The sequence below is a fragment of the Mangrovicella endophytica genome (assembly GCF_002893625.1).
In the GTDB taxonomy this organism is placed as follows: domain Bacteria; phylum Pseudomonadota; class Alphaproteobacteria; order Rhizobiales; family Rhizobiaceae; genus Mangrovicella; species Mangrovicella endophytica.
Genome location: NZ_PKMZ01000004.1, coordinates 1 through 20,821 on the forward strand (window position 1 = coordinate 1; position 20,821 = coordinate 20,821).

The following is a 20,821-nucleotide window of genomic DNA, read 5'->3' on the forward strand; positions in this document are numbered from 1 at the left end:
TGGAGGAAGCCACCGCCGCCGCGCAGACGCTCGCCGCCGAGACCGACCAGCTGGCCGACCTCATCGCCCAGTTCCGCACCGCCTCGGCCGCCGGCCACGCCGCCCAGGCCCGCAAGGCCTCCGCACGGCCGGCACCGGCCCGCGGCAACGGAGCAGTGGTGCAGATGCGCACGACCGCCTTTGGTGGCGGCAACGCGGCCCGCAAGCCGGCCGAAGAGGGCTGGGAGGAGTTCTGAGCCGAAGGCTCTTCTCCTTTGCGTCCAAGACAAGGCCCGCCGGCATCCCGGCGGGCCTTTCTCATTCGCCCCTGAGGCTCCTGCCCAGCACAACAACAAGCCCTGCGGGACCGGCCGAGTATGCGCACCACACGCGACCTCGCCGCGGATGCTGCGAGCGGTGATGCCGTATCGGCACCGATGCATCTGCCGCAGGGCAGATTAGATGCCGGCCTTGCTTTCATCTTCGATCAAGGAATGCCATGTGTGGCCGCGCAGCCGACGCCGCCTTCGCGCGGCACAGCCTGATCATGTTCGCGCCGGGAGACGCCATGACCATCCTGATGTTGACGACCGCTCGCCACAGCCTGCGCTTCGGATTGGCTGCTCTGTCACTCGCCCTGGCCGGCCACTTCGCTGCAGCTCTGCCGGCGATCGCTGCCCCCAAGGACACGGTGGTGATCGGCATGGGCATCGAGCCGACCGGCCTCGATCCGACGGTTGCCGCACCGGCCGCGATCGGCCAGGTCACCTGGCAGAACGTCTTCCAGGGGCTGACGCGGATCGACCAGGATGGCAAGGTGCAGCCGCAACTCGCCGCTGGCTGGACGATCGCCGACGAGGGCCGCACCTACCTCTTCAAGCTGCGCGAGGGCGTGCGCTTCTCGAATGGCGTTCCGTTCGATGCGACGGTCGCGAAATTCGCTCTCGACCGGGCGCGGGGCGACGATTCCACGAACCCGCAGAAGCAGTTCTTCTCGGTCATCTCCGACATCGAGGTGCGCGATCCGCGTACGCTCGTCCTCCACCTGTCGAGCCCTGCCGGCAACCTGCTCTACTGGCTCGGCTGGCCCTCCTCGGTAATGGTCGAGCCGAGCTCCGCCGACGCCAACAAGAGCCAGCCGGTTGGCACCGGGCCGTTCAAACTGGCGAGCTGGCGGCAGGGCGACCGGCTGGAGCTGGTGCGCAACGAAGATTACTGGGATGCCGAGAACCGGCCGGCGCTGCGCACCGCGACCTTCCGCTTCATCAGCGATGCGCAGGCGCAGGCCGCCGCGGTCAAGAGCGGCGACGTCGATGCCTTCCCGGAGTTTGGCGCCCCGGAGCTCTTCGCATCCTTCAAGGGCGACCCGCGTCTCACAACGAGCGTCGGTGACACCGAGCTGAAGGTCGTCGCGGGCCTCAATGGGCGCAAGGCGCCGTTCGACAATCCCAAGGTTCGTCAGGCGCTGATGATGGCGATCGACCGGCAGACGGTGATCGAGGGCGCCTGGTCCGGCTACGGCACCCCGATCGGCAGCCACTACACGCCGAACGATCCGGGCTATGTCGATACGACCGGCGTCTATCCCTATGATCCGGAAAAGGCGAAGGCGCTGCTGGCCGAAGCCGGCTACCCCGACGGCCTGTCGCTGACGATCAAGACGCCGCAGATGTCCTACGCGACGCGCACCTCCGAGGTGCTGCAGGCGATGCTGGCCGAGATCGGCGTGCAGCTCCAGATCGTCCCGACGGAGTTTCCGGGCAAGTGGATCTCGGAGGTCTTCAAGGGGCATGACTTCGACATGACGATCGTCGCCCATGCCGAGCCGCTCGACATCGGCATCTATGCGCGCGACGACTATTACTTCGGCTACGACAATCCGGCCTTCAGCAAGGCCGTGGCCGAGGCCGAACGCACGACCGACACGGCCGCTCGCCTTGCCCTTTACGGCGAGGCGCAGCGCATGCTCGCCGCGGACGTTCCGGCTCTCTACCTCTTCGTCATGCCCAAGCTCGGCGTCTGGGACGCCAAGCTGAAGGGGCTTTGGGTGAACGAGCCGATCCCATCCAATGACCTGTCCGACGTCACCTGGGACGAATAGGGCGACTGGCCGGAGCCTGATGCCGTGCTGAGGCCGGTGCTGACCCGCCTCCTCGGCCTCGTCCTGACGCTGCTGGCAATCTCGGCCGCCGTCTTCCTGGTGATGAGCGTCCTGCCGGGCGACCCCGCCGCGATCATGCTCGGAACCTCGGCGCGGCCGGACACGCTGGCGGCGCTGCGCAGCGAGCTCGGGCTCGATCGGCCGCTGCCGCTCCGCTATGCGGCCTGGCTGACCGGCCTCCTCACCGGTGATCTCGGCCGATCCGTCACCTATGGCGTGCCGGTGGCAAAGCTGGTGCTCGCCGGCGCCGCGGTGACGCTGCCGCTGGCCGCCATGGCCATCCTGATCTCGCTTCTCCTCGGCCTGCCGCTCGGGGTGGCCGCCGCGGCTCGTCGCGGCAGCGCGGTCGATGCCGGCGTGTCGCTATTTGCTCAGCTCGGCATCGCCACGCCGAATTTCTGGATCGGTCTCCTGCTCATCCTCGTCTTCGCCGCAACGCTCGGCTGGATGCCCTCCGGCGGTTTTCCCGGCTGGCAGGCAGGCGCCGCACCGGCCCTCACGGCCCTCCTGATGCCGAGCATCGCGCTGGCGCTGCCACAGGCCGCGGTGCTGGCCCGCGTCACGCGGACAGCCACGCTGGAGGTGCTCGGCGAGGATTTCGTCCGCACCGCCCGCGCCAAGGGACTGAGCCGCCGCCAGGCGCTGTGGCGCCACGCCGTGCCGAACGCGCTTCTGCCGGTGATCACCATCATCGGGCTGCAGTTCACGTTCCTCGTCGCCGGCGCGGTCCTCGTTGAGAACGTCTTCGGCCTGCCAGGGCTTGGACGCCTCGCGATGCAGGCCCTCGCCCAGCGCGACGTCACCGTGATGCAGGTCGTCGTGCTTCTCTTCGCCACCCTCGCGATCGTGGTGAATGTCCTCGTCGATCTCGCCTATCTTGCCCTCGATCCGCGGCTCCGGAACGCGGCATGAGTGCGGCGGTCCCATCGATGCCGGGCACGCGGCGGTTCGCCCTGCTCAGGCACGGACGGCTCCTGACGGGAGCGATCCTCACCGGCGCACTGGTGGCGGTCGCCCTCCTCTCCCTGCTCTGGACGCCGGAGGTGCCGACGCGGCTGCGCATCCTCGCCAAACTGAAGCCGCCGCTGAGCGAGGGGCTGCTCGGGACCGACCAGCTCGGGCGCGATATTCTTTCGCTGCTGATGGTCGGAACGGCCAATTCGCTGTCGATCGCGGTTGCCGCCGTCGTCCTCGGCGCGGCGACGGGAACCCTGATCGGCATTGTCGCCGCAATGCGCCGCGGTGCCCTGGATGCGCTGCTGATGCGCATGATGGATGCCGTCTTCGCCTTCCCGCCGATCCTCTCCGCAATGATGCTGAGCGCGCTGCTGGGCAGCGGTCGCCTCAATGCCACCGTCGCGATCGGCCTCTTCACCGTGCCGGTCTTCGCTCGCCTTGCCCGCGCCGACACCAAGCGCATCCTGCGGCGCGACTACATCCTCGCCGCTCGCGGCGCTGGGAAGAATGCCGCAAGGATCGCCGTCGACCACGTGCTGCCGAATATCGCCGGCGCCATCCTCGTGCAGGTGACCATCCAGCTCGGCCTTGCGATCCTGACGGAATCAGGCCTCGGCTTCCTCGGACTCAGCATCTCGCCACCGGCGCCGAGCCTTGGCCGAATGCTGGCCGATGCCCAGACCTATCTGACGCTGGCGCCCTGGATGGCGCTGGCGCCGGGGATCACGATCGCGCTCATCGTTGCGGGCTTCAATCTCCTCGGCGACGGGCTGCGGGACCGACTGGACGTCCGCCGGGACGTGTCGGCGTGAGTCCGCTCCTGTCGGTCCGCTCGCTTGCCGTGGCGCTGTCTCGCCCGGACGGCGCGATGCGGCCGATCCTGTCGGATATCGACTTCGATCTTGCGGCCGGCGAGACGCTCGGCCTCGTTGGGGAATCCGGCTCCGGCAAGTCGCTGCTGGCCCTGACGCTGATCGGCCTCCTGCCGTCGAACGCCGCCGTCTCCGGCACGATCCTGTTCGACGGCCGCGACATCACCCAGCTCAGCGAGCCGGAGCGCTTGAAGCTGCGCGGCCGCGAGATCGCCATGGTGTTCCAGGAGCCCGGCACGGCGCTCAATCCCGCGATGCGCATCGGCGACCAGATCGCCGAGGGGCTGGTGCTCCTCGACGGGGTCTCGGCGACTGATGCCCGCCGCCAGGCCCTGCATCTCCTCGACCGCGTGCGGATAGCCGACGCCGGCACGCGGATCGACGACTACCCGCACCAGCTTTCCGGCGGACAGCGCCAGCGTGTGATGATCGCCATCGCGCTGGCCCGTTCGCCGAAGCTGCTGATCGCCGACGAGCCGACCACGGCGCTCGACGCCGCGGTTCGCCGCACCATTCTCGACACCCTGGCCGAACTGGTGGCCGAGCGCTCGATGGCGCTCCTTCTCGTCAGCCATGATCTCGGAATGATCGCACGGGCGACGCGACGGCTGCTCGTTCTCTATGGCGGCACCGTCTTCGAGAGTGGCGAAACGGCAGAGGTGATCGGCCTTCCTGCCAATCCATACACACAGGCGCTGCTTGCGGCGGCGCCGCGGCCATGGATCTCGCCCGCTGTCGGCGGCCGCCGGCCGCGCCTGCCGGCAATCCCGGGGCGTGCGGCGAGTGCCGTCAGAGGCATGCCGGGTTGCCGCTTCGCCGATCGCTGCGCTTACCGCATCGATGCCTGCGAAGCCGCCGAGCCGGCGCTCCGCCACTTCGGCAACGGAGATCGCCGCGTTCGCTGCATACGGGCCGAAGAGGTGGCCGCAGCGCCATGAGCCCACTTCTGGACATTCGCGGCCTCAGCAAGCGCCACCCTCCGCGCGGCTTTGGCCGCGGCGCCGGCGTGCTCGCGCTCGACGACATCTCGCTGACCGTCGAAGCCGGCTCCATTCACGGGCTCGTGGGAGAGAGCGGCTCGGGCAAGTCCACTCTGGCGCGCATCGTCATGGGCTTCGATCGACCCGATTCCGGAACGGTGCTCCTCGGCGGCGTCGACGTTCAGAGCGCGTCCGGCGAGGCGCTGACGAAGGTCCGGCGTCAGATGCAGATGGTGTTTCAGGACCCCGGCGGGTCACTCGATCCGCGGCAACGGATCTGGAAGACCGTTGCCGAGCCGATGGGGCTGCTGGAGCCACGTCTCGCACGCCTGCAGCGCCGTGAAAAAGTCGATGCGTTGCTGGCCAGCGTCGGCCTGCAGCCAGCCGACGGCGACCGTTTTCCGCACGAGTTCTCCGGCGGCCAGCGGCAGCGCATCGCCATCGCACGCGCACTCTCGACGAACGCCTCGCTGATCATCGCGGACGAGCCGACCTCCGCGCTCGACTTGATCGTTCAGGCGCAGGTCCTGAACCTTCTGATGGACCTGCAGGAGACCCGTGGTCTGGCCATTCTCTTCATCAGTCACGACCTCGCGGTGGTGGCTGCACTTGCTGATACGGTCAGCATCCTGCATCGCGGGCGCATCGTGGAAACGGGACGAACGGGCGAGGTGTTCGCCCGCCCCCAGTCCGCAGTGACGGCCGCGTTGCTCGAACAGGATGCCGTATCGCTGGCTTCAACAGACCAGCTGAAAGAAAAAATTCATTATCCACGCTGAAAGTCGTGGAGAGAATGAAACAATGCTCTTAGGCAAGGCGCGTCAACGTGCCGCGGCAATCCGTTGATCCTGAAAATGTTTTCCTCAAGATCGCCCTTTTTGTGGCACTAATTGCTCATTGTGCACTGCAGAAAATCGGTGGAGCGGGCGGCGTGAATGTTGCAGAAACGCCGAGTGAAGGTTTCCCCCACAACCGTCAGCGAAGCGAACGATAGAACCTCATCTTGACACAGAATCTCAATTCGACAGCCGCACTGACGAGCCTTCTGGAGCAAGTCGCCCGCCGAATCCATTCGCAGGGCTATGCGGCTGACCTCTTTCCGGCCCAGTGGGCGGCGCTGCGCTACGTGCACTCTGCGCCGACGCAGCTTCGCACGGCCATCGACCTCGCACGCTTTCAGGGCCTGGCCTCCGGTGCGGTCGCACGTACCGTGCGAACGCTGGTCAGCAAGGGTTTGCTCGTAAAAGTCGGAACCATGGGACGCGGCCGTGCCGAGCAGTTGGACCTCACTCCCGCCGGGCTGGCGCTGCTCGGCGATGACCCTCTGAAGGGGATCACGGTGGCGCTCGATGCCATGGACAGCCACGAGCGCGAGGTCTTCGCCAAGGGGCTGGAGATCGCGATTCGCGCGACAATGCCGAGCGACACCGAGACGCCATCCGCCTGAAGCCGGTGCCGCGTTGCGGGGTCGGATCCAAGCCGACCTCGTGGCCCTGAAGTGAGGCACAGAAGCCGTCGCTGCTTGATGGCCGTGCGGCGGATCAACCGACCCGCAAATGTGCCAGGACCGGCCGATGATCGGAGGCCATCGCGGCTGCAGACATGCGGCCGTCGTCCGCTACGATCTCCAGGTCGAGCCCGGTGGAACCGTAGAGGCGGTCGAGCGGCACCCGCGGCCGGCGAGCCGGCCAGGTCAGCGGTGCAGCGCATTCCGGCAGGACCGCCGATAAGGCGGCATGCACAGGCCCTCGCCGGCGCCACTCGTTAAAGTCGCCAAGGATGAGCACCGGCTCCCGGCTCGTCCGCGCAAGCGCGGCGAGGAAGGCCGCCTGACGCCGGCGCGCACCTGCCATTAATCCGAAATGAGTCGCGAACACCCGAAGCGGCGCGCCCGGCGTCATCACTCTCGCCTCGATCGTCGCCCGCATCTCCAGTCCTCCCCCCGGCAGAGTGTGCACGCTCGTCTCTTCGAGCGGCCAGCGACTCCAGAGGAGATGCCCGTAGTCGCGGTCCTGCCGGCGGATGGTACGCGCCTCGACGATGTGGCCGCCGAGCGCTGCCGTGAGCCGTTCGAAGGCGTTCTTCTGGCGACCGAACTGGCTGCGCCCATCCACCTCCTGGAGTGCCAGTATGTCGGCGTCGAAGGTGGTGATGACGTCGAGGACGCGGCCGAGGTCGCAGCGCCGGTCGGTGCCGATGCCGCCATGGATGTTCCAGCTGGCAACTGTCAGCTGCCGCATCGATCAACCGGCACCGTCGCAGCGACGCTCATCACCGGGCGCCCGCTCATCGGGCTACCCGGTCGCCCTGGCCGCCACCGGCGACGGTGCGCAGGATCAGCGCCAGATCGCCCAAGAAGCTCCGGGTAGCAACGTATTCGGCATCGATCACCGCCAGGCGCTCCGGCTCCGACATGTCGACGCCCTGCACCTGCGCGAGCCCTGTGATGCCGGGGCGGGCAGAATAGACGCACCGCCGCCGCCGCTCCTCGATCAGCTGGTGCTGCAGCGGCAGGCAGGGGCGTGGCCCGACGAAGCTCATGTCACCCTTCAGCACGTTCCAGAGCTGCGGCAGCTCGTCCAGCTTGGTACGGCGAAGGAAGCGGCCGAACTCGGTGACGGCGGAGGCCGGCGTATCGTGCGAGGCGGCGTTGACGGTTGCCGCATGCATCGTGCGCAGCTTGTAGCAGGTGAAGGTCCGCCCATGCCGGCCGACCCGCGTCTGCGCAAAGAGGCCGGGGCCCTCCCCGTCACGGCTGATCCGCCATGCGAGGACGACGATCAGCCATCCCGCACCGACGAGGCCCAGCAGGCTGAACGTGACATCGAAAAGACGTTTCATGGCGGCTCAATCTGCGGCATCGACGGCGCGCGACCTTGTCTCGCCGGCTGGCGGCGATCAAGCGCTTACTCCGCCACGACGGCAGAGCAGCGGGTAGCGGAAAGGCAGACTGCGTGACGATCATGGTGACGGGAGCCAGCGGCTTCATCGGCTCGCATCTCTTGCCGCAGCTCGTGAAGGGTGGTCGGCCGGTCGTTCGCCTGGCCCGCAGTGGCCGCTCTGCTCAATCCTCTCCCTCTATGGCCGGTACTCAGGTCGCGGTCGGCCCCTCGGACCTCGCCCGGATCGACGGCTGGCGGGAATGGCCTGACAGGGTGGATGCGCTGATCCATCTCGCCGCCCTCAATCCGGTGCGCGGCGATAGCGACAGCCAGGACGAAGCCCGCCTGATGCAGGCCAATGTCGAGGCGACGCATGCCTTGGCGCGGCGTGCCGCAAGCGAGGGCGTGCGCCGCTTCATCTTCCTGTCGAGCGCCAATGTGCATGCGCCCAAACGCACAGGTGCGATCAGCGAAGCCGACGAGCCGGCGCCGCAGGATCTCTACGCCTCCTCCAAGCTGGCCGCCGAAGCTGCCGTCCGCGATGCGCTCGCCGGCAGCGGCACGGAGGCGGTGATCCTGCGCCCGGTGCCGGTCTTCGGGCGGGGCGGCCGCGGCAGTATAGCCGCGCTCATCCGGCTCGCCGCATCGCCGGCGCCGCTGCCGATCGCCAATCTCCATGCGCGACGCAGCCTCCTGTCGGTGGAAGGCTGCGTCGAGGCGATCCGGCTTGCCGTCGACGCGCCAGAGGCTGCCGATCGTGTCCTGCTTCTGGCCGATGAGCCGGCCGTAGCTTTACCGGAGATCGTTGCCGTCGTTCGCGCAACGCTCGGGCGCAAGGCCCATGTCTTCCCCGGCCCGTTCGGCATGGCCCGATCGCTGGCCGGCGCCTTCGGACGCGGCGCCGCGCTGCGCCGCGTCCTCGAGCCGTTCGTGGTGGATGCCTCTGCGGCGCGCGCCGCACTGAGGTGGCAGCCGCTGCGGCCGCCGCTGGAGTCGATCCGGCTGATGGTGGAGAGCGGCGACGTGCGCTGAGCGCTGCGGCTGAACCGGACTTGCCTTCCGAGCTCCGACGGTGCCATCGAATGCAGCCCGAACATCCGGAGACTGATGGCGTGACCGACGCTCCCGGCAAGCCCGCCAAGCCGAACCGCCGCCAGCGGCTCGAGGATCAGCTGCGCGAGAACCTCAAGCGCCGCAAGGAGCAGGCGCGCGCGCGGCGGTCTGGCGCCATGATGGCCGATGACGCCGGTGATCCCCCGGAGACGGACGATGCTACCGAGGCTTCGCGGGTTGATAGCGGCGGTGCGGGCGACGCTTCGTCGGAGGGCGGAGATGGAAGCGGGGGCAGAGACTGACGGCGTTCCGCTGCCCATGCGCTCACCGCACGGCGGCCGGTTCGAAATGGCACGGCAAAAACATGGACTTCACGGGAGCGGCATTTTAGAACGCTTCTGAAGGAGTTCCCGGAATGATCGATTATCAACGGCACTTCCAGTCGGCGATCGATGCTCTTCACGTCGAGAAGCGCTACCGCGTCTTTGCCAATCTCGAGCGCATCGTCGGCCGGTTCCCCGTCGCCTTGTGGCGCGATGGCGAGGCGACCCGCGAGATCACCGTCTGGTGCTCCAACGACTATCTCGGCATGGGCCAGCATGCCGATGTGATCAGTGCGATGTGCGAAACCGCCTCGGCCATGGGCTCGGGCGCCGGCGGCACGCGCAACATCTCCGGAACCAACCATCCGCTGGTCGAGCTGGAGCGTGAGCTCGCCGACCTGCATGGCAAGGAAGCGGCGCTCGTCTTCACCTCCGGCTTCGTGTCCAACGAGGCGGCGATCTCGACCATTGCCAAGCTGCTGCCGGACTGCCTCATCCTGTCGGACGAGCTGAACCACGCCTCGATGATCGAGGGCGTGCGCAAGTCGGGCTCCAAGAAGCAGATCTTCCGGCACAACGACCTTGCCCATCTCGAAGAGCTGCTGGCGGCGGCCGAGCCGAACCGCCCCAAGCTGATCGTCTTCGAGAGCGTCTATTCGATGGATGGCGACATCGCGCCGATCGAGGCGATCGCAGATCTCGCAGAGCGCTACAACGCCATGACCTATATCGACGAGGTCCATGCCGTCGGCATGTATGGCGCGCGTGGCGGCGGCATCACCGAGCGCGACGGCGTTGCGAACCGCATCGACGTCATCGAGGGGACGCTCGCCAAGGCCTTTGGCGTACTCGGCGGCTATATTGCCGGCTCGAAGGCGCTGATCGATGCGGTGCGCTCCTATGCGCCGGGCTTCATCTTCACCACGGCGCTGCCGCCAGCGCTTGCCGCCGCGGCGACGGCCTCGATCCGGCACCTCAAGCGCTCTCAGAGCGAGCGCGACGCCCAGCAGCGCCAGGCCGCCCGCACCAAGAGCGTCTTTGCGGCGGTCAACCTGCCGGTGATGCCGTCGGACACGCACATCGTGCCCGTTCTCGTCGGCGACGCCGATCTCTGCAAGAAGGCGAGCGACCGGCTCCTGCAGGTGCACGGCATCTACATCCAGCCGATCAACTACCCGACCGTGCCGCGCGGCACCGAGCGGCTGCGCATCACGCCGACGCCGTTCCACAGCGACGCGCTGATCGACACGTTGAAAGACGCGCTGATCGAGACCTGGACGACGCTCGGCATCGCCTTCGCTTCGGAACGGCCGGCCCAGGTCGAGCGTTCCGCCGCCATCACCCCTCTCGTGGTGTCGCAAGCCGGCGGCTGACCGTTCCCGCCGCCTTGCAATCTGCAGGACGGCAGGATGGGACGATCGTCATGAAATGCTCGCTGCAGGATCTGTTGGCAACCGGCGGCTCGCAAGGAGCCTCCGGAGGTTCTGCGCTGTCGCATGGCACGATGACACTCTCGGCGCTGTCCTCTGACAACTCCGGTGCTGCCGCAACCTCCAGTCAGGACAGGCTGTTCATCGTGACTGCCGGTACGGCTGCATTGACCCTCGGGAACGAGCGCTTCGACCTTCAGCCGGGCGAAGCAGTGTTCGTGGCCGCAAGCGCCGAGCCGCGTTTCCAAGAGCTGTCCAGCGACTTCAAGGCGTGGATCGTGTCCTATGGCCCTGCCGGCGGCGAGGCCGAGGCCCCGTCGCACTCAGTCTTCGCCGCGATCGACGCCTGAGGGCAGCGCCTGGCGTTCGGCGACTTCGGCCGGCAGCGGCGGCTCGACCTTCGGGAAGCGCCGCGCCAGCAAGGGCACGATCATCGCGATGCAGATGAAGCGGAACACATGGTGGGCCGCGACATAGGTAGGGTCGAGATCAAACTGGTAGGCGAGCACCGTCAGCGCCTCCAGCGCGCCGGGCGCATAAGCGAGCACCACCTTGCCCGGCTCGATCCCGAGCAGACCGACGGCGCCCAGCACCGCCGCGCCCGAGGCGACGACGCCGATCACGAAGGCGGCGACGGAGGCCGGCAGCAGCCGCAGGAGATCGCCGCGGTGGATACCGCGCAGGCGCGAGCCGATCAGGGCGCCGAGGACGACGAGGCCCGGGATGGTGATGGCGATCGGCAGAGCGACCGTCGTGATGCCGGAGCCGTGCAGCACCGCGCTGCCCATCAGTGCCCCCAGCATCAGCCCGCCCGGCACGCGCGACCAGCGGCCGAGGATCGCCAGGACGAGGCAGACGGCAAAGAGCAGGCTGCCGTCATAGAGGCTGATGGCGGTTCCCCTCGCGACCGGAACGGCGTCATCGCGCGCTTCGAGGGTCGAGAGGACCGGCGTCAGCACACCGATCAGGAACAGCAGCCGGACGCTCTGGACGACCGTGACGCGGGTGATGTCCGAACGGGTCTCCGTTGCCGCCGCCAGCACGAAGGACAAGGCACCCGGAAGGGACGCAAAGAGCGCGGTCTGCCGATCCCAGCCATACACGCGGCGCAGGAAAGCGAAGGTGAGCACCACCACAGCCAGAACCCCCGCCATCTGCATGGCAAAGGAGAATGGCCAGATCGCAAGCTGACCCAGCACCTCCGGCGAGACGGCCGATCCCGACTGGATGCCCAGGACGAAGAACACGATCTCGCGCAGCCGCTCCGGCACCAGCGCATGCACGCCCGCGATGCTGGCGAGCGACACTGCGATAGTGGGCCCGAGCAGCCAGGGGATCGGCAGCGACAGGAGCGCCGCGATGCCGCCGCCCGCCGCTGCGATAAGGAGTGTGATGCCTGCCTGGACTGCCCGACGCGTCTGCGAGTTCAAACCGAACGCCCGATCCACTCGGCGAGCCGGTTCGCTGAGGCTTCCACCTCGTCAAGCCGGCGATGGAAGCAGGCGCGCATGAAGCGGCCGCCGGACGGGCCGAAAGCGGTGCCCGGAGCCAGACCGACATTCGCCTCGTCGGCGATGCGGAAGGCGGCGGCCCTGGTGTCGTCGATGCCGTCGATCGCAAAGAAGGCGTAGAAGGCGCCGGCCGGCGGCACCATCGAGACCCGGTTGGTGCCGAGCAGCGCCGCGGTGAAGATGTCGCGCGCGCGGTGCGCCCGCTCCACCTGCTCGGCGATGAAGCTTTCGCCATGCTCGAGGGCCGCGATGGCGCCGCGCTGCATGAAGGCCGCAACGCCGGAGGTCGAGTACTGCACGAGGTTCTCGATCACGTCGCCGAAGGCGGCCGGTGCCTCGATCCAGCCGACGCGCCAGCCGGTCATTGCCCAGTTCTTGGAGAAGGAGTTGACGAAGAAGATCGGCTCGTCAGCCTCCATCACATCGTGGAAGGACGGCGCACGCTCGCCGGCATAGTAGAAGCGCGAATAGATCTCGTCGGCGATGATGAAGGTGCCGGTTTCGCGGGCGATGCCGAGGATCGCGGCCAGCGTCGACTCGTCGGCCGTCCACCCCGTCGGGTTGGACGGCGTGTTGACGAAGAGCGCCTTGGTCTTCGGGCCGATCGCGGCGCGCAGGCGGCCGAGGTCGAGCTGCCAGCCGGTCTCGGTCCAGTCGAGCGCGACCTCCACGGGCGTTGCACCAGCCACGCCCACGGCAGCCGAGATGTTCGGCCAGGCCGGTCCGATATAGACGACCTCGTCGCCGGCCCCGGCCAGCGCGTCGATTACGATCTGGATCGCCTGCATGCCGGATCCGACGACAAAGAAGCGATCGGCATCGAGTGGCTTGCCGTAGAGCGTGCTGGCATAGGTGGCGAGCGCCTGCCGCAGTTCGGGGATGCCGCGTTGCCAGGTGTAGAAGGTCTCGCCGGCCTTCAGGCTCGCCGCCGCTGCGTCGGCGATGAAGGCCGGCGTCGGCAGGTCGCCCTCGCCCGCCCAGAGCGGGATGAGGCCGGGACGGCCGCGGGCATAGTTCATCACGGCGACGATGCCGCTTTCGGGCGCTGCCAGCGCCTCTGGGCGCAGGCGACGAAGATGGCTCATCTGAAGGCCTTCGGGGGAGTGGTCCTGAGACGGGAGATTCGTCGAATCTGCCTTTCCGCAGTCGCCGTCAAGCCCTCGGACGAGCGTCGGCGGAGAACCCCACGAGAGGCTACGGACGCGTCGGCATCACCGGCGCGACGGGATCGGCGGCCCTCGCAGGGCCAACGGCTGCCGCACGCCCGGCCAGGATGTCGCGGATCTCCTCCAGGAGCTTCTCCTCGCGCGGCAGATCCTCGGCGGCAACGGGCTTGGCCTCCTCCCTTCGCTTCAGCGTGTTCATGCCCTTCACCACGACGAAGAGCACGAAGGCGACGATCAGGAAGTTGATGGCGAGGGTCAGGAACTTGCCATAGGCGAGGACGGCGCCCTGCTCACGCGCCGCCTCGAGTGATGTCGCCGTTACGCCGGAGGCCAGCGGCACGAACTTGTTGGAAAAATCGACACCGCCGGTGATGAGGCCGATCACCGGCATGACGAGGTCGGTGACCATCGAGTTGACGAGGCCGGAAAAGGCCGCACCGATGATGATGCCGACGGCCAGATCGATCATGTTGCCTTTGAGGGCGAATTCCTTGAACTCTTTCAGCATGGCGATCCTTACGTCCCTGCGGATGACAGCCTGGCACTGCCGCGCGCGCAAAGCCGCGCACGGTCGCCTTGGTGCGGCATCGACTATAGGGACGTGGCCGCGCCGGCTCCAGCCACGGCGCAAGCAGTCGCTTGCATGCGCTACGCGCGACAGCCGCCCCAGCATGGGATGGAGCAGCGCCCGTGCTTAGCGGTCAGATCGCCCTCGCCGCGATCGCCTATCTCCTGCTGCTCTTCGCGGTCGCCCACTTCGGCGACCGACGACCGGCAAAGCGGCGGGCCGCCAGCCGCCCCGGCGTCTACTCGCTCAGCCTTGCCGTCTACTGCACCTCGTGGACCTTCCTCGGCTCGGTCGGCGGTGCCGCCCGCGACGGCTTCTCGTTCCTTGCCATCTATATCGGTCCGATCGCAGTCTTCCTGCTGGCGCCGCAGCTGATCGGTCGGATCATCCGACTGGCCAAGACCGAAAAGATCACGACGATCGCCGACTTCATCGCGGCGCGATATGGCAAGAGCCCCTCGATCGCCTCGATCGCGACGCTGATCGCCCTCGTCGGCACCGTGCCGTACATCTCGCTGCAGCTGAAGGGGATTTCCACCAGCGTGTCGGCCTTGGTCGTGCATTATCAGGTCGGTCCGATCCCGCTGCCGCTGCCGCCGCTCTTCGGCGATCTGGCCCTGCCTGTGGCGCTGACGCTCGGCATCTTTGCCATCCTGTTCGGCACCCGCCATGCCGACGCGACGGAGCACCAGGACGGGCTGGTGCTCGCGATCGCGATGGAATCGCTGGTCAAGCTGGGCGCGTTCCTGGCCGTCGGCATCTGGGCGAGCCTCATCCTGTTCTCGCCGGGCGAACTCTGGCGCGCCGCGGTGGCCGATGCGCGCATTGCGAGCGCCTTCTCGACCGGCGTCAGCGGGAATTTCCTCGCCGCGACGCTTCTCAGCGGCTGTGCCATCCTCCTGCTGCCGCGCCAGTTCCACATGACGGTGGTGGAGAACCGCACGATGGGCGAGCTCAGGCGCGCCCGCTGGCTGTTCCCGCTTTACCTCGTCGCCATCAACGTCTTCGTCATCCCGATCGCCGCTGCGGGATCGCTGCGCCTCGGCGGCAGCGCCGACGCCGACCTCTATGTTCTGGCCCTGCCGCTGGCCGAAGGCGCCGACCTCCTGTCGCTGCTTGCCTTCATCGGCGGGCTGTCAGCGGCAACCGCGATGGTCATCGTCGAGAGCGTCGCCCTCTCGATCATGATCTCCAACGATCTGGTGCTGCCCTTCCTCTTGAAGCGGATGGGGCCGCAGCGCACGGTCACCGGCGACCGCTCCCGGCTGATCCTCAACATCCGGCGCACCGCGATCATGGCGATCGTGCTGCTCGGCTATGCCTATTACCGAGCCACCGGCACGGGTGCCGGGCTCGCCTCGATCGGCCTTCTGTCCTTCGCCGCCATCGCGCAATTCGTGCCGGCGGTGCTTGCCGGCCTGTTCTGGCGGCGCGCCAATGCGCGCGGGGCGCGGATCGGTCTCCTCTCCGGCATCGGTCTCTGGGGATATACGCTGCTCCTGCCGGCGCTCCTGCCGGAGTCGGCCATCATCCGCGAGGGGTTGTTCGGCCTTGCAGCACTGCGGCCTCAGGCACTCTTCGGCCTGTCTGCCGAACCGCTGCTGCACGGCGTCGTCGCCAGCCTCGGCATCAATGCACTCTGCCTCGTCGCCGGCTCGCTCAGCCGCGCGGCAACGCCCATCGAGCGTATCCAGGCAGCCCTCTTCGTGCAGCGTCGTCCGACGCGAAGGCCGGGCATCAAGCCGCCGCGGACGGGCGTCAGCATCGGCGCGCTGAAGGCGGCCATCGCGCCCTATCTCGGCGCCGAGCGTACCGAGCGCGCCTTCGCCAATTTCGAGGAGAGCGAAGGCCGGCGCCTCGACGACCGATCGGCGGCCGACGGCGCGACGGTGCGCTTCTGCGAGCAACTGCTTGGCTCGGCCATCGGCTCGGCCTCCTCCCGCCTCGTCCTGTCGCTGCTCTTCCAGCGCCATGCCGACGCCAGCCGATCGGCCCTGCGGCTTCTCGACGATGCCTCGGAAGCGGTGCGCTACAACCGCGACCTCCTGCATGTCGCGCTGGACCAGGTCGAGCAGGGCCTTGCCGTCTTCGACGCCGACTTCCGCCTGACCTTCTGGAACCGGCAGTTCCGCGATCTCCTCCTGCTGCCGCCACACGGCGCGCAAATCGGAACGTCGCTGACATCGATCCTCGATGAACTGGTGGCTGCCGGCGAGATCAGCCGGGACGATGCCGCCCGCAGCCTCGACAGCCTCAGCCGCATGCCGTCGCAACATCAGATCACGCTGGAACAGTCGGAGCGGATCATCGAAATCCGCGGCAACAGGATGCCGGGCGGCGGCTTCGTCGCGGCGGTCTCCGACATGACCGAGCGGGTCCGGCGCGCCGCGGCACTGCGCGGCCTCAACGAGACGCTGGAGGAGCGCGTGCGTCTGCGCACCGCCGAGCTCACCCGGGTCAATGCCGACCTCGCGGAGGCGCGGCAGGCCGCCGACGATGCCAATCTCGGCAAGACGCGCTTCCTCGCCGCCGCGGGGCACGACATCCTGCAGCCGCTGAATGCCGCCAAGCTCTATGCCGCGGCTCTGCAGGAGCGCCGGCCAGGCGGCGACGGCGGCGAACTCGCCGGCCATATCGGCGCCTCGCTCGAAGCGGTGGAGGCGATCCTCGGCGCGGTGCTCGACATCTCTCGCCTCGACACGGGCGCGATGGAACCGCAACTCGACGACGTGCCCTTGCAGCCGTTGCTGCGTCAGGTGGTGGCCGAGCTGCGGCCGCTGGCTACCGCCAAGGGCGTCTCGCTTCGACTGGTGCCAACGCAGGCGGCCGTGCGCACCGACCGCAACCTCCTGCGGCGCCTGGTCCAGAACCTCGTTTCAAATGCTGTGAAATACACGCCGGGCGGCAAGGTGGTGGTCGGTGTCCGGTACCGCCGCGGCGGACAGATCGAGCTGCAGGTTCTCGACAGCGGCATCGGCATCCCGGCCGACAAGCTCGACACGATCTTCCAGGAGTTCCTGCGCCTCGACGAGGGCAGCCGGACGGCGCCGGGTCTCGGGCTCGGCCTGTCGATCGTGGAGCGCATCGCCCGTGTCCTGTCGCATCCGGTCTCGGTGCAGTCCGTCCACGGGCGGGGCACCTCCTTCCGGCTGACGATACCGCAGGTCAAACGCCGTCCGGCCGAGCCGGCGAGCGCGCCGGCAAGCTTCACGCCGCATGGCGCCGATGCCTTGAGGGGAACGCGCGTCCTCTGCATCGACAACGAGGCCGCCATCCGCGCGGGCATGGCGACGCTTCTCGGCGGCTGGGGCTGCAGCGTCACTGTGAGCGGCGGAACGGAGGCGGCACTGGAGGCTTGCCGCGATGCCGGCGGGACACCCGACATCGTGCTGGCCGACTATCATCTCGACGGCGAAACCGGGCTCGATGCCATCCGCCGTCTGCGCGCCGCATTGGGACCTGAGCTGCCGGCGATCCTGATCACGGCGGATCGCTCGCCCGCCGTTGCGGCCGAAGCTGCCGCGCTCGGCGTCGACGTGCTGACGAAACCGTTGAAGCCGGCCTCGCTGCGCGCCTCCATGGCACGGCGGCGGATCAGCCGCGACGCCGCCGAGTAGAGTATCTCCCCTACTGGCTCCCTACTGGCTCCAGCCGAGCTTGCCGAGGAGGATCACCGCCTGGGTGCGGCTGTCGACGCCGAGCTTCTGCAGAATCGCCGAGACATGCGCCTTCACCGTCGCCTCGGAGACGTCGAGCTCATAGGCGATCTGCTTGTTGAGGAGGCCGCGCGCCAGCATGGCAAGAACCCGGGTCTGCTGCGGGGTCAGCCGGCGCAGGCGATCGGCGATGCTGCTGAGTTCCGGATCCGGCTCGCTTGGCGGTGTAAAGCCCTCCGGCAGGAAGACGTCGCCGGCCAGCAGCCGGCCAATACCGTCCCGGATGACGTCGAGGCTCGCCGACTTCGGGATGAAGCCGGAGGCGCCGAGTTCCAGCGCCCGGGCGATCACCACCGCATCGTCGCTGCCGGATACGATGGCGATCGGCACGCCCGGATGTTCGGCCCGCAGGACGGCGAGCCCGGAAAGGCCGCCATTGCCCGGCATGGCAAGGTCGAGCAGCATGAGGTCGGCATCGGGATGGGCAGTCAGTGCGGCCGCCGCATCGTCGAAGTCGGACGCTTCGACGGTCACGGAATCGGCAAGCGAGGCGAGGATCTCCTTCAGCGCTCCGCGAAACAGCGGATGGTCATCGGCGACGATGAAGGTCCGGCTCATGGCGCCGGCTTCTTGGCACGATCCGGCATGATCTCCTCCCCGCCGTCCTTACGCGATCAACGCATCGCCCGCCTCCCAACGATCGACGCTCATTCTATTCATGCCCTGTCGCGGCACTCGTGGACAAGCCGATATGCGAGATCCCAGACGCTGCGAGGTCGAGATCGAATAGGGCTCGGCCGAAGGCCGGTGATCAGCGGCCGGCGTAATGCAGCACGATCTCCCGCTCATGCGGCCGAGCGCGGTGCTCCATCACATAGATACCCTGCCAGGTGCCCAGCATCAGCCGCCCGTTCATCACGGGGACCACAAGGCTAGTGCCCGTGAGCGCGGTCTTCACATGCGCCGGCATGTCGTCCGGCCCCTCCTCGTCGTGCCGGTATGGTGCATCCTCCGGCGCCAGACGATCCAGCGCGTCGACGAGGTCGCGCCGCACGTCGGGCGAGGCGTTTTCCATGATCGTGAGCGATGCCGAGGTGTGGCGGATGAAGAGCGTCAGCAGACCATCCTGCGCCTCGGCTTCAGCAAGGCGGTGCGCGACTTCGTCGGTAATCTCCAGCATGGCACGGCCGGGTGTCCGCACCCGAAAGGTCGTGAGATAGGGACGATCCGGCACGGCTTACGTCCGGTCCGGCATCGGGCCTTCGTCCGGCTCGGCCAGATCGCGACGGAACTCGCGTGCCGCATCGCCGAAGGCGCGAAAGACGCGCTTCATCTCATCGATCGTCTGGTCGAGCGTCTTGGGCGCCTCCGCCTGCTCCGCCGTCTCGCGCTCCCTGGCGCGGGCTTCGAGCTTGTCGACGCGCGCCTGCAGCTTCTCGATCTCCGCTCGCAGGGCCGCGGCCTCGTCGCGGCTCGGCTGGCACGACATGCCCGTACCGCTGACCGCACAGATGCTGACCGTGCCGGTCTGCTTGTCCACGCGCGCAATGCCGCCGCCATCGGTGGGCGCCACCTGATAGCGCTCGCTGCTGCCATTTACCGGAGCGGACGGCGCGGCGCCGGCCGATTCCTGTGCCGCGAGCGGCTGCGCCGTCAAGACGGCTGCTGTCAGCACCGTCGCTGCAGACCATCGCTTCATGACATTGCCTCCTCATGTCCTGCGGGTCGGCGGGCCTCTGCCGATCCGCCTCGATGGCGGAACGCTTGCGCTCAGGCTCCGTTGCTTTTCAACTGCACCTCTGGCAACCGGAACGCATGGACGATCCGATCTACAAGATAGTCTCGAAGGCGGCCTGGCGCGATGCCGAAGCCGCCGGCGTCTTCACCGGCGCGCCCGTCGACCTCGCCGACGGCTACATCCACTTCTCGACCGGCGCGCAGGTGCGCGAGACGGCGGAGCGCCATTTCCGCGGCGCCGACGACCTCCTGCTCGTGGCGGTCGGCACGGCGGCGCTCGGGTCGGAGCTCAAATGGGAGCCCTCGCGCGGCGGCGCATTGTTCCCGCATCTCTATGGTCCGCTCCGGCTCGATGCCGTGCGCTGGGTCGAGGATCTGCCGCTCGGCGGCGACGGCCATCACCAGTTTCCGGCCAGCGTGCGATGAAGGGTCTCTACGGGCTGGCCAAGCCGATGCTGTTCCGGCTCGATCCGGAGCGCGCGCACACGCTGTCGATCGAGGCGCTGCGGCGCGGCCTCGTGCCCCGTCTCGATATTCCCGTGGATGCCCGGCTGCGCACCACGGTCGCCGGCCTCTCCTTTCCCAATCCCCTCGGTCTGGCCGCCGGCTATGACAAGAATGCCGAGGTGCCGGATGCAGCGCTCCGGCTCGGCTTCGGCTTCGTCGAGGTCGGCACCATCACGCCGCAGCCGCAGCCCGGCAACGACAAGCCGCGCATCTTCCGGCTGGTGGAAGATGGCGCCATCATCAACCGCCTGGGCTTCAACAATGAAGGCCATGCCGATGCCTTCGAGCGTCTGCAGGCGCGCATGCGCAAGCCCGGCATCGTCGGCGTCAATGTCGGCGCCAACAAGGATTCGGCGGACCGCATCCACGATTACGTCGAGGGGATCAGCCTCTTCGAGCCGGTGGCGGGCTATCTGACGGTCAACATCTCCTCGCCCAATACGCCGGGCCTGCGCGCCCTGCAGAAAGGGTCCGAGCTGGACCGGCTGCTGAAGTCTGTGGTCGCCGCGCGAAACGGCTTTGCCGCCATCTCGGCGATGCCGAAGAAGCCTCTGTTCCTGAAGGTCGCACCCGATCTCGACCAGAACGAGATCGAGACGATCGCGGATGCTGCGACGAAGCACGGGCTCGACGGGCTGATCGTCTCCAACACCACCCTGTCGCGACGCGGCGTCGAGAAGCATCCGAACGCTGCCGAAGCGGGAGGCCTGTCGGGACGCCCGCTGATGGAGCGCTCGACCTATGTTCTCGCCGCCTTCCGCCGCGCGCTGGGACCGGCCATGCCGCTGATCGGCGTCGGCGGCGTCGACAGCGCCGAGACGGCCATCGCCAAGATCGAGGCGGGCGCCGATCTGGTGCAGCTCTATACCGGCCTCGTCTATGGCGGGCCGGACCTGCCGGCGCGCATCCTTGCCGGCATGCTGCGCCATCTCGACGAGCAGCATTTCAGGAGCTTCCGCGAGATCCGTGACAGCGGGGTCGAAGCGGTGCTGGCCAAGGGTCCGCCGCCGGCCTGATCGGAGCCGGCGGCTTCGCCCTC

General features: G+C 68.0%; 21 protein-coding genes and 1 pseudogene. 14 read left to right on the top strand and 8 right to left on the bottom strand.

What is annotated here, in order from left to right; translation table 11 throughout:
- From C0R46_RS11555 to C0R46_RS11585, 7 genes and pseudogenes are all read left to right on the top strand, one after another.
- A pseudogene (locus C0R46_RS11555) lies at nt 1–236 on the top strand (methyl-accepting chemotaxis protein); the annotation flags it as partial.
- A 323-nt stretch (nt 237–559) separates the two neighbouring features.
- Complete coding sequence (locus C0R46_RS11560; RefSeq protein WP_425349885.1) at nt 560–2,080, top strand: ABC transporter substrate-binding protein; 1,521 nt, start codon at nt 560–562, stop codon at nt 2,078–2,080.
- A 24-nt stretch (nt 2,081–2,104) separates the two neighbouring features.
- On the top strand, nt 2,105–3,052 hold the full coding sequence (locus C0R46_RS11565; protein ID WP_198598308.1) for an ABC transporter permease: 948 nt from the start codon (nt 2,105–2,107) through the stop codon (nt 3,050–3,052).
- Entirely contained in the window at nt 3,049–3,909 is an 861-nt protein-coding gene (locus C0R46_RS11570; RefSeq protein WP_102959804.1) for an ABC transporter permease, read from the top strand. The genes C0R46_RS11565 and C0R46_RS11570 overlap by 4 nt, the downstream gene beginning before the upstream one ends.
- On the top strand, nt 3,906–4,907 hold the full coding sequence (locus C0R46_RS11575) for an ABC transporter ATP-binding protein (protein WP_198598309.1): 1,002 nt from the start codon (nt 3,906–3,908) through the stop codon (nt 4,905–4,907). The genes C0R46_RS11570 and C0R46_RS11575 overlap by 4 nt, the downstream gene beginning before the upstream one ends.
- A gap of 68 nt (nt 4,908–4,975) precedes the next feature.
- The gene (locus tag C0R46_RS11580) at nt 4,976–5,728 is read left to right on the top strand and encodes an ABC transporter ATP-binding protein (RefSeq protein ID WP_198598310.1); all 753 of its coding nucleotides are present in this window, start codon (nt 4,976–4,978) and stop codon (nt 5,726–5,728) included.
- A gap of 224 nt (nt 5,729–5,952) precedes the next feature.
- Complete coding sequence (locus C0R46_RS11585) at nt 5,953–6,396, top strand: MarR family winged helix-turn-helix transcriptional regulator (RefSeq protein ID WP_157944627.1); 444 nt, start codon at nt 5,953–5,955, stop codon at nt 6,394–6,396.
- 94 nt (nt 6,397–6,490) lie between these two features.
- Here C0R46_RS11585 and C0R46_RS11590 read toward each other — a convergent pair whose 3' ends face one another.
- Entirely contained in the window at nt 6,491–7,189 is a 699-nt protein-coding gene (locus C0R46_RS11590) for an endonuclease/exonuclease/phosphatase family protein (RefSeq protein WP_102959807.1), read from the bottom strand.
- 46 nt (nt 7,190–7,235) lie between these two features.
- On the bottom strand, nt 7,236–7,790 hold the full coding sequence (locus C0R46_RS11595) for a sugar transferase (protein ID WP_102959808.1): 555 nt from the start codon (nt 7,788–7,790) through the stop codon (nt 7,236–7,238).
- Nucleotides 7,791–7,912: 122 nt separating this feature from the next.
- Here C0R46_RS11595 and C0R46_RS11600 point away from each other — a divergent pair, with 122 nt between their 5' ends.
- The 4 genes from C0R46_RS11600 to C0R46_RS11615 all read left to right on the top strand — a co-directional run bounded on the left by C0R46_RS11600 (nt 7,913) and on the right by C0R46_RS11615 (nt 10,987).
- A complete protein-coding gene (locus C0R46_RS11600) occupies nt 7,913–8,863 on the top strand; it encodes an NAD-dependent epimerase/dehydratase family protein (RefSeq protein WP_245413561.1) in 951 nt (316 codons plus the stop codon).
- 80 nt (nt 8,864–8,943) lie between these two features.
- Nucleotides 8,944–9,186: a hypothetical protein gene (locus C0R46_RS11605; protein WP_157944628.1), complete on the top strand. Its 243-nt coding sequence runs from the start codon at nt 8,944–8,946 to the stop codon at nt 9,184–9,186.
- A 116-nt stretch (nt 9,187–9,302) separates the two neighbouring features.
- Nucleotides 9,303–10,580 (top strand): 5-aminolevulinate synthase, encoded by a 1,278-nt coding sequence (gene hemA / locus C0R46_RS11610; RefSeq protein WP_102960020.1) that lies wholly within the window; start codon nt 9,303–9,305, stop codon nt 10,578–10,580.
- A gap of 131 nt (nt 10,581–10,711) precedes the next feature.
- Nucleotides 10,712–10,987 carry a hypothetical protein gene (locus tag C0R46_RS11615; RefSeq protein ID WP_157944629.1) on the top strand — a complete coding sequence of 92 codons (276 nt, stop codon included), beginning with the start codon at nt 10,712–10,714 and terminating at the stop codon, nt 10,985–10,987.
- Here the strand turns inward: C0R46_RS11615 and C0R46_RS11620 are convergent.
- The 3 genes from C0R46_RS11620 to mscL all read right to left on the bottom strand — a co-directional run bounded on the left by C0R46_RS11620 (nt 10,961) and on the right by mscL (nt 13,822).
- Nucleotides 10,961–12,067: an AbrB family transcriptional regulator gene (locus tag C0R46_RS11620; RefSeq protein ID WP_102959812.1), complete on the bottom strand. Its 1,107-nt coding sequence runs from the start codon at nt 12,065–12,067 to the stop codon at nt 10,961–10,963. The two genes, C0R46_RS11615 and C0R46_RS11620, sit on opposite strands and share 27 nt — an antisense overlap.
- Entirely contained in the window at nt 12,064–13,233 is a 1,170-nt protein-coding gene (locus C0R46_RS11625) for a pyridoxal phosphate-dependent aminotransferase (protein WP_102959813.1), read from the bottom strand. The genes C0R46_RS11620 and C0R46_RS11625 overlap by 4 nt, the downstream gene beginning before the upstream one ends.
- A 109-nt stretch (nt 13,234–13,342) precedes the next feature.
- On the bottom strand, nt 13,343–13,822 hold the full coding sequence (gene mscL, locus C0R46_RS11630; RefSeq protein ID WP_102959814.1) for a large conductance mechanosensitive channel protein MscL: 480 nt from the start codon (nt 13,820–13,822) through the stop codon (nt 13,343–13,345).
- A 182-nt stretch (nt 13,823–14,004) separates the two neighbouring features.
- On the opposite strand from mscL, the gene C0R46_RS11635 reads away from it, so the two are divergent.
- On the top strand, nt 14,005–17,499 hold the full coding sequence (locus C0R46_RS11635; protein WP_102959815.1) for a hybrid sensor histidine kinase/response regulator: 3,495 nt from the start codon (nt 14,005–14,007) through the stop codon (nt 17,497–17,499).
- 21 nt (nt 17,500–17,520) lie between these two features.
- On the opposite strand, the gene C0R46_RS11640 is transcribed toward C0R46_RS11635, so the two are convergent.
- The 3 genes from C0R46_RS11640 to C0R46_RS11650 form a co-directional block, all read right to left on the bottom strand.
- Complete coding sequence (locus C0R46_RS11640; RefSeq protein ID WP_102959816.1) at nt 17,521–18,156, bottom strand: response regulator; 636 nt, start codon at nt 18,154–18,156, stop codon at nt 17,521–17,523.
- 193 nt (nt 18,157–18,349) lie between these two features.
- The gene (locus C0R46_RS11645) at nt 18,350–18,718 is read right to left on the bottom strand and encodes a secondary thiamine-phosphate synthase enzyme YjbQ (RefSeq protein WP_102960021.1); all 369 of its coding nucleotides are present in this window, start codon (nt 18,716–18,718) and stop codon (nt 18,350–18,352) included.
- Between the two features lie 57 nt (nt 18,719–18,775).
- Nucleotides 18,776–19,237 carry a hypothetical protein gene (locus C0R46_RS11650; protein ID WP_102959817.1) on the bottom strand — a complete coding sequence of 154 codons (462 nt, stop codon included), beginning with the start codon at nt 19,235–19,237 and terminating at the stop codon, nt 18,776–18,778.
- A gap of 116 nt (nt 19,238–19,353) precedes the next feature.
- Here C0R46_RS11650 and C0R46_RS11655 point away from each other — a divergent pair, with 116 nt between their 5' ends.
- Together C0R46_RS11655 and C0R46_RS11660 are read left to right on the top strand one after the other, a co-directional pair.
- Nucleotides 19,354–19,701 (top strand): DUF952 domain-containing protein, encoded by a 348-nt coding sequence (locus tag C0R46_RS11655; protein WP_102959818.1) that lies wholly within the window; start codon nt 19,354–19,356, stop codon nt 19,699–19,701.
- A complete protein-coding gene (locus C0R46_RS11660; protein WP_102959819.1) occupies nt 19,698–20,798 on the top strand; it encodes a quinone-dependent dihydroorotate dehydrogenase in 1,101 nt (366 codons plus the stop codon). The genes C0R46_RS11655 and C0R46_RS11660 overlap by 4 nt, the downstream gene beginning before the upstream one ends.
- The last annotated feature ends 23 nt before the right edge of the window (nt 20,799–20,821 follow it).